At 38.1% G+C, this 13620-nt stretch carries 10 protein-coding genes and 1 pseudogene; 5 read left to right on the plus strand and 6 right to left on the minus strand.

Annotated features, from left to right (window positions below):
* The first annotated feature begins 3 nt into the window (after positions 1 to 3).
* From AB3G73_RS04255 to AB3G73_RS04275, 5 genes and pseudogenes are all read left to right on the plus strand, one after another.
* Positions 4 to 2853 carry a glycoside hydrolase family 2 TIM barrel-domain containing protein gene (locus AB3G73_RS04255; RefSeq protein ID WP_367743065.1) on the plus strand — a complete coding sequence of 950 codons (2850 nt, stop codon included), beginning with the start codon at positions 4 to 6 and terminating at the stop codon, positions 2851 to 2853.
* 94 nt (positions 2854 to 2947) lie between these two features.
* On the plus strand, positions 2948 to 3634 hold the full coding sequence (locus tag AB3G73_RS04260; RefSeq protein WP_195650330.1) for a response regulator transcription factor: 687 nt from the start codon (positions 2948 to 2950) through the stop codon (positions 3632 to 3634).
* Positions 3631 to 4998 (plus strand): HAMP domain-containing sensor histidine kinase, encoded by a 1368-nt coding sequence (locus AB3G73_RS04265; RefSeq protein WP_195650331.1) that lies wholly within the window; start codon positions 3631 to 3633, stop codon positions 4996 to 4998. The genes AB3G73_RS04260 and AB3G73_RS04265 overlap by 4 nt, the downstream gene beginning before the upstream one ends.
* A gap of 120 nt (positions 4999 to 5118) precedes the next feature.
* Positions 5119 to 7770 (plus strand): magnesium-translocating P-type ATPase, encoded by a 2652-nt coding sequence (mgtA, locus tag AB3G73_RS04270; RefSeq protein ID WP_148366737.1) that lies wholly within the window; start codon positions 5119 to 5121, stop codon positions 7768 to 7770.
* A gap of 105 nt (positions 7771 to 7875) precedes the next feature.
* Positions 7876 to 9031, plus strand: a pseudogene (locus tag AB3G73_RS04275) (TlpA family protein disulfide reductase).
* Between the two features lie 55 nt (positions 9032 to 9086).
* Here AB3G73_RS04275 and AB3G73_RS04280 read toward each other — a convergent pair.
* The 6 genes from AB3G73_RS04280 to AB3G73_RS04305 all read right to left on the minus strand — a co-directional run bounded on the left by AB3G73_RS04280 (position 9087) and on the right by AB3G73_RS04305 (position 13376).
* A complete protein-coding gene (locus AB3G73_RS04280; RefSeq protein ID WP_148366736.1) occupies positions 9087 to 9815 on the minus strand; it encodes a DUF3990 domain-containing protein in 729 nt (242 codons plus the stop codon).
* Positions 9809 to 10087: a DUF3791 domain-containing protein gene (locus tag AB3G73_RS04285; protein WP_148366735.1), complete on the minus strand. Its 279-nt coding sequence runs from the start codon at positions 10085 to 10087 to the stop codon at positions 9809 to 9811. Before AB3G73_RS04285 ends, AB3G73_RS04280 begins: the two co-directional genes overlap by 7 nt.
* Before the next feature lie 194 nt (positions 10088 to 10281).
* Positions 10282 to 10638: a hypothetical protein gene (locus AB3G73_RS04290; RefSeq protein ID WP_148366734.1), complete on the minus strand. Its 357-nt coding sequence runs from the start codon at positions 10636 to 10638 to the stop codon at positions 10282 to 10284.
* Complete coding sequence (locus tag AB3G73_RS04295) at positions 10625 to 10891, minus strand: hypothetical protein (protein ID WP_148366733.1); 267 nt, start codon at positions 10889 to 10891, stop codon at positions 10625 to 10627. Before AB3G73_RS04295 ends, AB3G73_RS04290 begins: the two co-directional genes overlap by 14 nt.
* A gap of 50 nt (positions 10892 to 10941) precedes the next feature.
* Positions 10942 to 12312 (minus strand): hypothetical protein, encoded by a 1371-nt coding sequence (locus AB3G73_RS04300; RefSeq protein WP_367743082.1) that lies wholly within the window; start codon positions 12310 to 12312, stop codon positions 10942 to 10944.
* A gap of 593 nt (positions 12313 to 12905) precedes the next feature.
* Positions 12906 to 13376 (minus strand): HU family DNA-binding protein, encoded by a 471-nt coding sequence (locus tag AB3G73_RS04305; RefSeq protein ID WP_148366731.1) that lies wholly within the window; start codon positions 13374 to 13376, stop codon positions 12906 to 12908.
* Positions 13377 to 13620: the final 244 nt, after the last annotated feature.

Here is a 13620-nt window from a genome sequence, read left to right on the forward strand (position 1 = left end):
ACAATGAAAAAAGTAACCACTTTATTATCAACCTTAGCGTTGGCAACTACCTTGGCTGCTCAAAACCTTCCACAAACGGAAAGGCAATATCTCTCCGGTCACGGATGCGATGACATGGTTGAATGGGACTTCTTTTGTACCGACGGACGCAATTCCGGGAAATGGACGAAAATTGGTGTACCTTCCTGCTGGGAGCTGCAAGGATTCGGCACCTATCAGTATGGAATCACTTTCTATGGTAAACCATTTCCTGAAGGCATTGCCAATGAAAAAGGTATGTATAAGTATGAGTTTGAAGTTCCGGAAAAATTCCGCGGCAAACAGGTGAATCTTGTATTCGAGGCTTCAATGACGGATACGGAAGTGAAAGTGAATGGACGCAAAGTGGGTTCTAAACATCAGGGGGCTTTCTATCGTTTTTCATATAACGTCACGGATTTCCTGAAATATGGTAAGAAAAACCTGTTGAAAGTCACTGTTGCCAAAGAGAGTGAAAATGCTAGTGTGAATCTGGCTGAACGTCGTGCTGATTATTGGAATTTTGGAGGTATCTTCCGTCCGGTATTCCTGGAGGTGAAACCTGCTGTAAACCTGCGACATATTGCTATTGATGCAAAGATGGATGGATCTTTCCGTGCCAACTGCTACACCAATATCTCCAATGACGGCATGAGTATTCGTACACAGATTCTGGATAAAAAAGGAAAGAAGTTAGCGGAAACCACTGTACCTGTAAAAGCGGGTGGCGACTGGACTTCCCTGCAACTGAATGTCTCTAACCCTGCACTATGGACTGCGGAAACTCCGAATCTTTATAAAGCCCAATTCTCCCTATTGGATAAGGACGGTAAAGTGCTGCATAGTGAAACGGAAAACTTTGGTTTCCGTACCATTGAAGTACGTGAAAGCGACGGACTTTATATAAACGGAGTGCGTATCAATGTACGTGGTGTCAATCGTCATAGCTTCCGTCCTGAAAGTGGCCGTACATTGAGTAAAGCGAAGAATATCGAAGATGTTCTTTTAATGAAAGACATGAATATGAATTCTGTCCGTTTGAGCCACTATCCGGCTGACCCGGAATTTCTGGAAGCTTGTGATTCTCTCGGGCTTTATGTGATGGATGAATTGGGAGGCTGGCATGGCAAATATGATACGCCCACCGGAGTACGTCTGATTGAAGGCATGATAGAACGTGACGTGAATCATCCGTCTATTATCTGGTGGAGCAATGGTAATGAAAAAGGATGGAATACTGAATTGGACGGAGAGTTTCATAAATACGACCCGCAGAAACGTCCGGTTATTCACCCGCAAGGCAATTTCTCCGGTTTTGAAACAATGCATTACCGCTCTTACGGAGAAAGCCAGAACTATATGCGTCTGCCGGAAATCTTTATGCCTACAGAATTCCTGCATGGTTTGTACGATGGAGGTCATGGTGCCGGATTATATGATTATTGGGAAATGATGCGCAAGCATCCCCGTTGTATCGGTGGTTTCCTTTGGGTATTGGCAGACGAAGGAGTGAAGCGTGTGGATATGGATGGCTTCATTGATAATCAGGGAAACTTTGGAGCCGACGGTATTGTAGGACCACATCACGAAAAGGAGGGTAGCTACTATACTATCAAGCAGTTATGGAGCCCAATACAGATTATGAATACTTCTATCGACAGGCAATTTGACGGCAAATTTTCCGTAGAAAACCGTTATGATTATCTGAATCTGAATACCTGTCGTTTCCTTTGGAAGCAAGTGAAGTTTCCACAGGCAACGGATGCTTCTAATACTGCTGCTCAAGTGTTGAAAGAAGGAGAAGTGCAGGGTAGTGACGTGGCTGCTCATTCGGCGGGTGTCTTGGATATAAAAACAAATATCCTCGCCAATACAGATGCTCTTTACCTGACAGCTATTGATAAATACGGTCATGAACTTTGGCGCTGGACTTTCCCGGTTGATAAACTGAACCAGCAAACTGAACCGATCTCCTTCTTATCCATCCGCCCTACCTATACGGAAACTGAAAATGATCTCACAGTGAAGGCGAACAAGCGTACGTTCATCTTCTCAAAGAAAGACGGACAATTAAAAGGAGTATCTGTAGATAATCGTAAAATTAGTTTCGCCAATGGTCCCCGTTTCATTGGAGCCCGTCGTGCAGACCGCTCATTGGATCAATTCTATAACCATGATGATGAGAAAGCAAAAGAAAAAGACCGTACATATAGCGAATTCCCCGATGCTGCCGTATTTACGAAACTGGATGTAAAACAAGAGGGAGGCGATCTGATTGTTACCGCCAATTACAAACTGGGTAATTTGGATAAAGCTCAATGGACAATCAGCCCGAGTGGGGATTTGGTTTTGGATTATACCTACAATTTCTCCGGTGTGGTGGATTTAATGGGTATTTGTTTCGATTATCCGGAAGATCAGGTAATCAGTAAACGCTGGTTGGGAGCCGGACCATATCGTGTATGGCAGAATCGTATTCATGGTACGCAATACGATGTATGGGAAAACGACTATAACGACCCTATTCCTGGTGAAACTTTCACTTATCCCGAATTCAAAGGATATTTTGGAGATGTTTCCTGGATGAATATCCGGACGAAAGAGGGCATTATCAGCCTAACAAACGAAACTCCCGATGCTTATGTCGGAATATATCAGCCTCGTGACGGTCGCGACCGTTTGCTTTATACTCTTCCCGAGAGTGGAATTTCTCTTCTGAATGTGATTCCTCCGGTACGTAACAAAGTAAACTCTACCGATTTGTGTGGTCCTTCCTCACAACCGAAATGGGTAAATGGTCCACAAACCGGACGGATCGTTTTCCGGTTTATATAAATAAATAATAAAAAGGTACTCAATATAATGTGGGTACCTTTTTTTATTTTATTTTTGTTTCGTTTTATACATCCAGATGAATGAATTCTTTCCTATGTACACAATACTAATTATAGAAGATGAACCCAGAGTGGCAAGTTTGCTGATGAACGGGCTGGAAGAAAATGGTTATCAGGCAATGGTGGCTTATGACGGATTGATGGGGTTACGGCTTTTCCAGACCCATACATTCGATTTGGTCATATCCGACATTGTTCTGCCCAAGATGGACGGATTTGAACTGGCGAAAGAAATTCGCAAGACCAATCCCCATATCCCTATATTAATGTTGACAGCATTAGGATCAACGAATGATAAACTGGACGGTTTCGATGCCGGTGCAGACGATTACATGGTGAAACCCTTTGATTTCAGAGAGTTGAATGCCAGAATCAAAGTACTCCTGAAACGTGTGGCAGGCAATACACAGGAATTGCCACAGGAACTTGTTTATGCAGATTTACGTATTGACCTTCAACGTAAGGACGTAGAACGAAACGGCATATCTATAAAACTTTCTCCTAAGGAATATAACTTGCTGCTATATATGGTAGAAAATGCTGAAAGAGTATTGAGCAGGGTTGAGATAGCAGAAAAAGTATGGAACACCCATTTTGATACAGGAACGAATTTCATAGATGTATATATCAACTATCTCCGTAAGAAGATAGACAGGGATTTTGAACCAAAACTTATTCATACCAAAGCCGGAATGGGTTTTATACTGACTGATAAGTTATGAAAATCAGAACAACACTGACCCTACAATATGCAGGGCTGACAGCTGCGGTATTCTTCATATTTGTCATAGCCGTCTACTATGTGAGTGAACATTCGCGTAGTAATGCTTTCTTTCGTAATCTGCAAAGTGAAGCTATAACCAAAGCACATTTATTCCTTAAAAATCAAGTAGATGCACAAACTATGCAGTCTATTTATCTAAATAATCAGAAGTTTATTGATGAAGTAGAAGTTGCTGTCTATACAACCGATTTTAAAATATTATATCACGATGCACTACAGAACGATATTGTCAAGGAAACACCGGAGATGATAAAGCGAATTCTGAAACAGAAGGATATCAATTTCTATGTGGACGAATATCAGGCAGTAGGATTGGTGTATCCATTTGAAGGCAAAGATTATGTTGTTACCGCTGCCGCCTATGATGGTTACGGATACGCCAATCGGGATGCGTTAAGAAATATACTCATCCTGTCATTTATCGGAGGATTAAGTGTATTGGTGATTGTGGGTTATATCCTGTCTCGAAGCACTTTAAAACCAATACGCAGCATTGTCAAAGAAGCGGAGAAAATTACCGCGTCGCATATCGATAAAAGATTGCCCGTGAAAAATGAGCAGGATGAACTGGGGGAATTAAGTACGACATTCAATGCTCTACTGGAACGCCTGGAGAAGTCTTTCAACTCACAGAAGATGTTTGTCAGTAATGTATCTCATGAATTGCGTACTCCCATGGCGGCCCTTACAGCCGAACTCGATTTAGCTTTATTGAAAGAACGTACCTCCGAACAATATCAGATGGCTATTGGCAATGCTCTTCAAGACTCCCACCGAATTGTAAACCTGATTGACGGACTATTGAACTTGGCAAAAGCCGATTATCAGCCGGAACAGATAACAATGGAAGAAGTCCGTCTGGATGAACTGTTGCTGGATGCCAGAGAACTGGTATTGAAAGCGCATCCGGATTATCATATCGAATTAGTCTTTGAACAGGAAGCCGAAGAGGATAATGTACTGACAGTCATCGGAAACAGCTATCTGCTGACTACCGCCTTTGTAAATCTGGTAGAGAATAACTGCAAATATTCTTCCAACCGGACTTCATCAGTCCTGATCGCCTATTGGGAGCAATGGGCAATCATCCGCTTATCCGATAATGGTGTAGGCATGTCCGATGCAGATAAGGAAAACCTGTTTAAACTGTTTTATCGTGGAGAAAACAAGAATATTGCTCCCGGAAATGGTATAGGCATGAACCTGACACAAAAGATTATTCACCTTCACAAAGGCGAACTTACCGTATCTTCCCATAAGGATGAGGGCACTACCTTTGTGGTAAAACTCCCGCATATCTAAGAAATTCTAATCGTTTTCTAATATCACTCTAATCATTCTCTAACAGCTTCCTTGTGAAGTCCTTCTTACTTTTGCATCGAATTAATAAATGCAGTTAGTAACTTAAAAAAATTAGAGAGTATGGTATGGAAGAAAAAACTGCGTTCATCACAGTACACATTCAATTCAGAGAAAGTCTTTTTGGTTGCCACACAACCCGGTAAGTCAATCTATTCATACTTGCAGACAACAAAGCTCGGATTGACATTGGGAGAAGTGCAAGAGCGGCAGTCCATCTATGGAAGAAACGAAGTGGTCCATGAACAAAAAAAGAACCCGTTTATACTGTTTATCAAAACGTTTATCAATCCTTTCATTGGTGTTCTGACCGGACTTGCCATTATATCCTTGTTTCTGGATGTACTGATGGCCGAACCCGGAGAACAGGAATGGACAGGAGTAATCATTATCTCATCCATGGTGATATTCAGCGCTATCCTGCGTTTCTGGCAGGAATGGCGAGCAAGTGAAGCTACGGATTCTTTAATGAAGATGGTAAAGAACACCTGTCTTGCCAAACGTGCCGGTGAACAGGAAGAAGAGATTGATATCACGGAACTCGTTCCGGGGGATATTGTGTATCTGGCAGCTGGGGATATGGTTCCCGCTGATATTCGGATCATCGATTCAAAAGACTTGTTTATCAGTCAGGCTTCATTGACAGGAGAGTCCGAACCGATAGAGAAGTTTCCGGAGATACAGAGCCAACAGTTTCGGAAAGGAAGCGTCATAGAGTTGGACAATATTTGTTATATGGGTTCCAATGTGATAAGTGGCGCAGCAAAAGGTATTGTTTATGAAACAGGGAATAAAACATATCTGGGTACGATTGCAAAAAGTCTGGTTGGACATCGTGCCACTACAGCTTTTGATAAAGGTATTAGTAAAGTCAGCTTCTTGTTGATTCGCTTTATGCTGGTAATGGTTCCATTTGTGTTTTTCGTGAATGGTTTCACGAAAGGAGACTGGTTCGAGGCTTTCATTTTTGCCATATCCGTTGCAGTGGGGCTTACCCCGGAAATGTTGCCAATGATTGTGACTGCCAACCTTTCTAAAGGAGCGATAGCCATGTCCAAAAAGAAAACAATAGTAAAGAATCTCAATGCTATTCAGAATTTTGGAGCAATGGACATACTCTGTACTGATAAAACCGGTACATTGACTTGCGATAAAATCGTGCTGGAGAAATATATCAATGCAGATGGTAGCGACGACAACAGTAAACGTATTCTTCGTCATGCCTACTTTAACAGTTATTTCCAGACCGGTTTAAGAAATCTGATGGATAAAGCGATTCTTTCTCATGTAAGAGAGCTGAATCTGGAACATTTGAAGGATGACTACACCAAAGTGGATGAAATACCTTTCGACTTTACACGCAGAAGAATGTCTGTTGTGATAGAAGACAAGCAAGGAAAACGGCAGATCATTACTAAAGGAGCGGTAGAAGAGATTCTCGACGTTTGTTCCTATGCCGAGTTCAACGGGCAGATTCATCCCTTGACTGATGCTTTGAAAATCAAAGCAAAGATGATTAGTGAAGAAATGAATCAGCAAGGAATGAGAGTGTTGGCAGTCTCCCAAAAAAGTTTTATCGAGAAAGATTGTAATTTTGCCATCGAAGATGAAAAAGAAATGGTACTGATCGGGTATCTTGCCTTTCTTGATCCTCCGAAGCCTTCTGCAGTTGAAGCCATCGAACAATTGTATGCACATGGAGTAGCAGTTAAAATATTATCGGGAGATAATGATATCGTAGTAAAAGCCATCGCCCGGCAGGTAGGAATTGACACCAGCCATTTTCTTACCGGGATAGAAATAGAGAATATGAATGAAACGGTATTGAAGGAAGCGGTAAAGAATACCACTTTATTTTCAAAACTGACTCCATTCCAGAAGACACAAATCATCTCTCTATTACAGGAACAGGGCAATACAGTAGGATTTTTAGGAGATGGAATCAATGATGCAGGTGCCTTACGTCAGTCAGACATTGGTATATCTGTCGATTCTGCAGTGGATATAGCGAAAGAAAGCGCAGACATTATCCTGTTGGAAAAAGATTTGATGGTATTGGAAGACGGAGTGCTCGAAGGGAGAAAGACATTCGGCAATATCAATAAGTATATAAAGATGACTGCTAGTTCCAATTTTGGTAATATGTTCAGTGTGATGTTCGCCAGTGCATTCCTGCCGTTTCTGCCTATGATGCCGATACATCTGTTGATTCAGAACTTACTGTATGACATATCGCAGACAACCATTCCATTTGACCGTATGGACCCAGAGTTCCTGAAGAAACCCCGTAAATGGGATGCGTCCGATCTAAGTCGTTTTATGATTTATATAGGACCTATCAGTTCCATCTTCGATATTATTACTTATCTGGTCATGTGGTATGTGTTCAGCTGTAATAGTCCCGAACATCAAACACTGTTTCAGACCGGATGGTTTGTAGAAGGCTTGTTGTCACAGACATTGATTGTCCACATGATACGTACCCGTAAGATACCGTTCATACAAAGCCGCGCCACATGGCCTGTAATGGGACTGACATTCTTAATCATGGCAATAGGTATTCTTATTCCTTTCACCGCTTTCGGACGTTCCATCGGGTTGACAGCTCTTCCTTTGAGCTATTTCCCCTGGCTGATTGGAATTTTGCTTTCTTATTGCATTTTGACGCAAATAGTAAAGAACTGGTATATCAGGAAGTTTGTGCGTTGGCTATAAGATAGGGGAAGAAGTTTTAACAGGAAACACTATAAAATACTGAATTTAATCACTATATTCGCAAAGTAAGTATTTATATTGATACACAAATAACGCCCTATGAGAATGAAGCATTGCCTATTCGTTTTTTTGCCGATATTTATATTATTTATCAGTTGTCGGCAAAAAGTACAAAGTAACTTTCAGCCGGATATTTCCAGTCAGACAGAAACCGTTTATGATTTTCCGGAAGAATATGCTGAAGAGATTATTATCACAGGTAAAGTTTTGAACCGTGAATTTTATCCACAAGAAAAAGAACTGACACTTATTATTCCATTTTTCAGAGATATGGAAAATCAGTACCGTACTCCCATTCAAGAGGATGGTTCTTTCTATTTTACTTTTCCTGTTTATGCTAAAATACGGGAGGTTTCTATTCGTAATTATGCAGAGCATTTATATGTGCATCCGGGTGACAGTATCCATTTAGAGATTGATTTCAAGGATATGTTTCATCCTAAAGTAACAGGTGATGCGGAAAAATTGAATCAGGAGATATTGGCTTTTACAGAAAGCGGATATTATTATATGCGTGACTATGGTATCAGGAGAAAATGAATTGAATCAATATTTATATACTAAAGTTACAGCTAATAGCCTTGAAGCTAATGATACAATTTCCCTCTCAAGAAAGCGTTCGCAATTTGACTCAATCGTAAAAATACCCCATTTGCAGGGACAAATAGCACAGATGTACAGGCAAACTAAAGCGTTCTTGGAGAATCCGCAGTCTGTTTCTGATAATTTGTTGTATGGCAAATACAATGAAAGTTCAAATACGTCAACTCCAATGTCGTATATGGAGAGCATATATAAGATTCTTGAAGAAAACCGGGGAAAAGTTATTTATCTTGATTTTTGGGCTACAACTTGTCCGCTTTGTTTGGCAGAGATGGAACCCTTGAAAAAGTTGCGCAGCAAATATTCAACGCAGGATCTGATTATTTATTCCATATGTTCGGGCGGTAATGATACCAAAATGCAATGGGAATTGTGTTTAGATAAATACTCGATGAAGAATCATGATATAGAATGTGTCTATGCTGCTGATTATATTGGACTGGAGAATTATCAGAAGATTACCAAACAGTTCAAAATTAATAGATTGCCATATTATATCTTGATAAACAGAAAAGGACAAATCATTGATTATGGTGCTGCTGCTCGTCCAAGTAATCCTAACCTTTTATTGAGAATTGAGGAAATCGTGAAACAATAACGGATAATATTCCCTTTATGCAGAACATTCTAATATAAAAAAGACAAGGTTAATATCAGCCTTGTCTTTTTTGTAGCTCTTTCATTAGTTCATCTACAATATATGCATCACTCATGAGATACAAATCTCCGAGTCGATGAATAATACGCTGATAACTGTCGCTATTATAGAATATTCCCAATGCTTGTATGTCTGAAATGTGTAGACGGGCAGCCAGTTGCTCTACAATACCATAATACTTACCTTGCATTACAATATCAGCATTAGCTACTTCTTTTGTAGGGGATGGCATAGGAATGGAAATAGCTTCAACAAAGTGTAAATGCTTGTCAATCACTTTTTGGTTTGTGATACAAATTTGATTGTTAGGTTCTTGATGAACCAGACGCGATAAAGCTTCTTCACGGGTATAATCGCCACGCATATAGAGGTCAATAGTACGTATCACACGATCATCTGCTATACCACCTTCTATGATATCATAATCCCTCCACATAGAACCTCCTTGCCTACAAGATACGACAAAATCAAGCCAATGCGCATCATATGCAGTAAAATGTAAGTAATGATAAAGAGTATTGCGGCAGGCTTCTATATCTAACGAATAGACATTAAGCCATACATTAGTTTCATGGCGAATATCAGCAGTGCGAAGTGCCCAGCGGGAAGCTTGCTCTTTTAAATCTGTAAGATAAAACCCAACCCCAAAATCAAGGTTTGGCCGACATACCCTTGCCAATGGCTGCTCTACACGACAAGTAGAACCATGATAAATGGTTAGCATGATTTGCCTCCTTCGTTTGTAGATATTTGAAAAGGTCTATAATCTTTTGGTAACCATTGTGGATCACGATGATAGATATATTCCAATAAAGAATCAACGATATACGCTTTTCCTTGCGTGTGCAAAGTATCATAAAAAGTCTTGATATAGTCGTCTAGTGCACCCAATTCCTTTAGTTTATTAAAAACCTCCGGACTATAACGGCCCAATCGTTCAGCAGTATTTTCAACACAATATATGATGAACTCCAATTGTTTTTCTTTAAGGGTCATACAATTTTCTCCTTTCTTATCATAATCATCCTATGATTAATATTAGCAAAGGTAGGAAAGTTCCTTCTTTTTTCCAATTATTCTGTATAGTATCTCATACTCATTAGTGAATATTAAAGCAATAACATCCCTTTATTCTTCAAAATGCACATAGTTCAAAGTCTTCAATGCCCCGAAGACATTGAGGGCTTTTTTTATTTATATACTTTCTTGAAACTACCTTTTGCAAATCCTTCACCAACTAAAGAATCAGGTGTGACTATTTCTAACAATAAATCAGACTGATCTGTTTTTATGCGAATCAGATTTCCATCTTTTTCATAACTGGTTGCAAAGTCAAATCCAAAGATGCCATCTTTGATTACAACTGTTGAATTTCCTTTAAAGGTAAAAGATTGATAAAGAGCTCTATCTGAATCTGAAATATATGTTCCGTTAAGAACAATTTCTTTTGTTTCGTCAAGAACTAATTCTTTTTTGAAAGGATTGATATCTTTGCATGATACAATGCCTACCAACATAATTAATAAAAAATACTTAGTTTTCATCATTATTTTTATTTGAGTATAATTTCCGACAGAGAATTCTCCATTCTTCTTCTTGAAAAATTCTCTCTTTACGTTTTTCATCAGTTTCCCCTAAGCAAAAAATGATAAAAGCAGTATAGATTGGAGTTATAAGAATTGATAGAAAGAACCAACCCATTACACTTCTACCTCTTGTTTCTGCCATTTGTGCAGGTATAACGCAAATCAATATATAAATAAGAAATATAATAAGACAAAATGCTACAATAGTATCCATGACATTTTTTTATAAATGTGAATTATCTGCATTGGAATTTAGACTTGATTTTACATAGCCCCTAAAGCTATCGCTCCGCCTATTAATACAACATTGCCACAAATGATACCAAGAGTCTTCCATGTCTTTTTAGCTTTTTGAGGATCTTTTCCTTGAAGCGTCTTTTTTACATCTTTAGTTACAGTAATAGGCTTTATAGTATATTGTCCATCATAATTGCTGTATTCAATTGCTTGAAAACCATTTTTGATAATATTACTTTGACACCACTCCTGTATTTCTTTTGGAACAGTCTGATAATATTTGAGCTTACCTTTTTTCCTCTCAACTCCATATATTCCTTTTTCTAATGGTTTAGTCTTAATGTCTACTTTTTCAATATAGAAAATATGATTTTGATATTTATAATAGTTCGTACCATTTATTGTACAATAGTGTGACGCTTTTCTATGTAGAAAATCTAAATCATAATTAATAATTTCTTTATCTATTTGGACAATATTTGTTTGAAGGGAATCTATATGAATTAGTACATCTGTAGTGGTTTTAATTTCTTTCTTTTGCGGCTTTGCCAATACATCCCAATATTCTGAATCTTTTAAAAGTTTATTTTCAAAATAAGTACAAACCTGTTCTTTTATATTCTGTCTATTTGCTGTTGATAATATATTTATAACTTCCTCTTCCTTTCTTTTAATCTCTTTTTCTTTTCTCTCAAATTCTCTCTTTTCCCATTCTTGCTTTCTTTTCTCTCTTAGTAACTTCTCTTCTCTTTCTTGTTCTGATTTATTCTTTATTGGAAACACTTCTACAAAAGTATATGGCATTTGTGGTATATATCCTTCTTTAGATGTTCTCATATTTTTAAAATAAACACTAAACGAAAGATCTTTACTATAAGTGTATTCGTAGTTATATCCTATATTATTCAAAAATGCATCTAAGTTCTTTGAGGATTTAATTAAACATTTACCTTTATATATCAGACCTTCTTTAATATCTATACCCACTATTGCATCACCAATATAAACATACTTTTCATTTAATTCATCATATCCTTTTAAAGACACAAATAAAGAATAAGCAGGAGGATTCATTGGATGGGCAAGTTGAATAAAAAATGAATTCCCCTTTCTCTTCACAAATTTCAACACATCATTAACTTCTAGTACCATGTTATTAGTGTATTGGTTGATTATACCAAATTTATCATACGTATAAGTAACTTCTTTTTCCTGCGCATTAACACTATTCAAGACTATAGTCATGAATAAAATAAAAAATGCTATAAACATTTTTCCCATAATAGTATTGTCTGATAAATGCCCGCAGCTTCCCGAACCGGACGGTTCTATAATAAAAAGATTGACAAAATATATATAAAAAAAAGCGCGGGAATCTGTACCTGTTACTCGTCCCACACTTCAAGGCTCTCGCATCGCCCAACCTGTCTGAACGAGCAACGCAGAAGCCCACGCCGATATGTATAACAAACTAAGTATACTTTTATTTCACAGCACACTTAGGGGTATAGACATATCCCGTAGACATCCACCGCTGCTTTGTTTTTGACAGGTTTTTCAAAACTTGCGAGATTCTGAAGTGTCAAAGACAAAACGTCAAGTAAACGTCTTTCTTTATATAATCCATTTCCCACACCACCCTAACCTCACGAATTGAGGTATCGGCGTGAGAAACGTTACAAATATATGCAAAAAAATGTAATTAGAATTATTTCTAAACTATATTTTTCTTTTTCCAAGAAAAACAGTAGAAAGAATGGGAGGGCAGTAAAAGGGAATATAAAACAGGTCTCTGATTCTTTTTATCCGAAAAGATTACTCAAACATCAATGTTAATGGCAAATCTACCGTTAGGCAACCATAAATTTATCATTGCCCAACGGTGAATTTGCCATCAGGCAACGACAATTTTGCTCATTATCGTTCGAAATGTCAAAAAAAATAAGGAAGGCTCAATGAGCTTTCCTTATTTAAAAAGGCTAAAAAAAGAGTTAAGCAGCAGGGTCTGGGGCTTCCCCTCCTGAATTTCCTCCTGATGACCCACCATTATCGCCATCTTCGGTAATTGTAGCTCCATCTCCGAACAGTTCAACACTTGCTCCACCAAGCATTGCCTTAAATTTACTTCCCGGAGTAAATACGATTTTTCGCCGAATGATAGTATGTGCATTCACATCATCCTCCTTATCCTGACTCTCTGCATTGATTGCTGGACGAAATGAACCAAATTCATCCAGTTTAACCGAAAAGCCCTCTTCTAAAAAAGAAACCATAGTGTCCTGCAGTCCTTTTAGCACCACATCTACCATAGAACGGTGAATACCGGTTCGCTGATTGACTTCATCACACAGCTTCTTATAATTAAGGCTTCCCGCAAGTACATTAGCGGCTACATACTTTTCGACTTTGTTTTCTTTGTCGAAACACAATACAATTTTTTTCTTCTTATACCTAAGACTCATTTTAAAAATTAATATTACATATTAGTACTAATAAAGAAGTCACTCTTTTGACTCCGGAACAAAGATAATATCTTATATTTGATTTGAAAACAAAAACGTGTAATTTATTTCAAAAATCTGTTTATCAATTAATTATATAAATATATATCAATAATAAGTAATAAATAAATGATTATAATATTATAAATAAAAGCTTTTAATGAATTGCGTATTAGTTATACTTCACTTTAAATATAACAATAAA

This window comes from Bacteroides sp. L008 (genome assembly GCF_040812255.1).
GTDB classification, from domain to species: domain Bacteria; phylum Bacteroidota; class Bacteroidia; order Bacteroidales; family Bacteroidaceae; genus Bacteroides; species Bacteroides vicugnae.

Coding starts and splice junctions, on each gene's coding strand:
- AB3G73_RS04255 (WP_367743065.1), top strand. CDS start 4: ATGAAAAAAGTAACCACTTTATTATCAACCTTAGCGTTGGCAACTACC.
- AB3G73_RS04260 (WP_195650330.1), top strand. CDS start 2,948: ATGTACACAATACTAATTATAGAAGATGAACCCAGAGTGGCAAGTTTG.
- AB3G73_RS04265 (WP_195650331.1), top strand. CDS start 3,631: ATGAAAATCAGAACAACACTGACCCTACAATATGCAGGGCTGACAGCT.
- mgtA (WP_148366737.1), top strand. CDS start 5,119: ATGGTATGGAAGAAAAAACTGCGTTCATCACAGTACACATTCAATTCA.
- AB3G73_RS04280 (WP_148366736.1), bottom strand. CDS start 9,815: ATGCTAACCATTTATCATGGTTCTACTTGTCGTGTAGAGCAGCCATTG.
- AB3G73_RS04285 (WP_148366735.1), bottom strand. CDS start 10,087: ATGACCCTTAAAGAAAAACAATTGGAGTTCATCATATATTGTGTTGAA.
- AB3G73_RS04290 (WP_148366734.1), bottom strand. CDS start 10,638: ATGATGAAAACTAAGTATTTTTTATTAATTATGTTGGTAGGCATTGTA.
- AB3G73_RS04295 (WP_148366733.1), bottom strand. CDS start 10,891: ATGGATACTATTGTAGCATTTTGTCTTATTATATTTCTTATTTATATA.
- AB3G73_RS04305 (WP_148366731.1), bottom strand. CDS start 13,376: ATGAGTCTTAGGTATAAGAAGAAAAAAATTGTATTGTGTTTCGACAAA.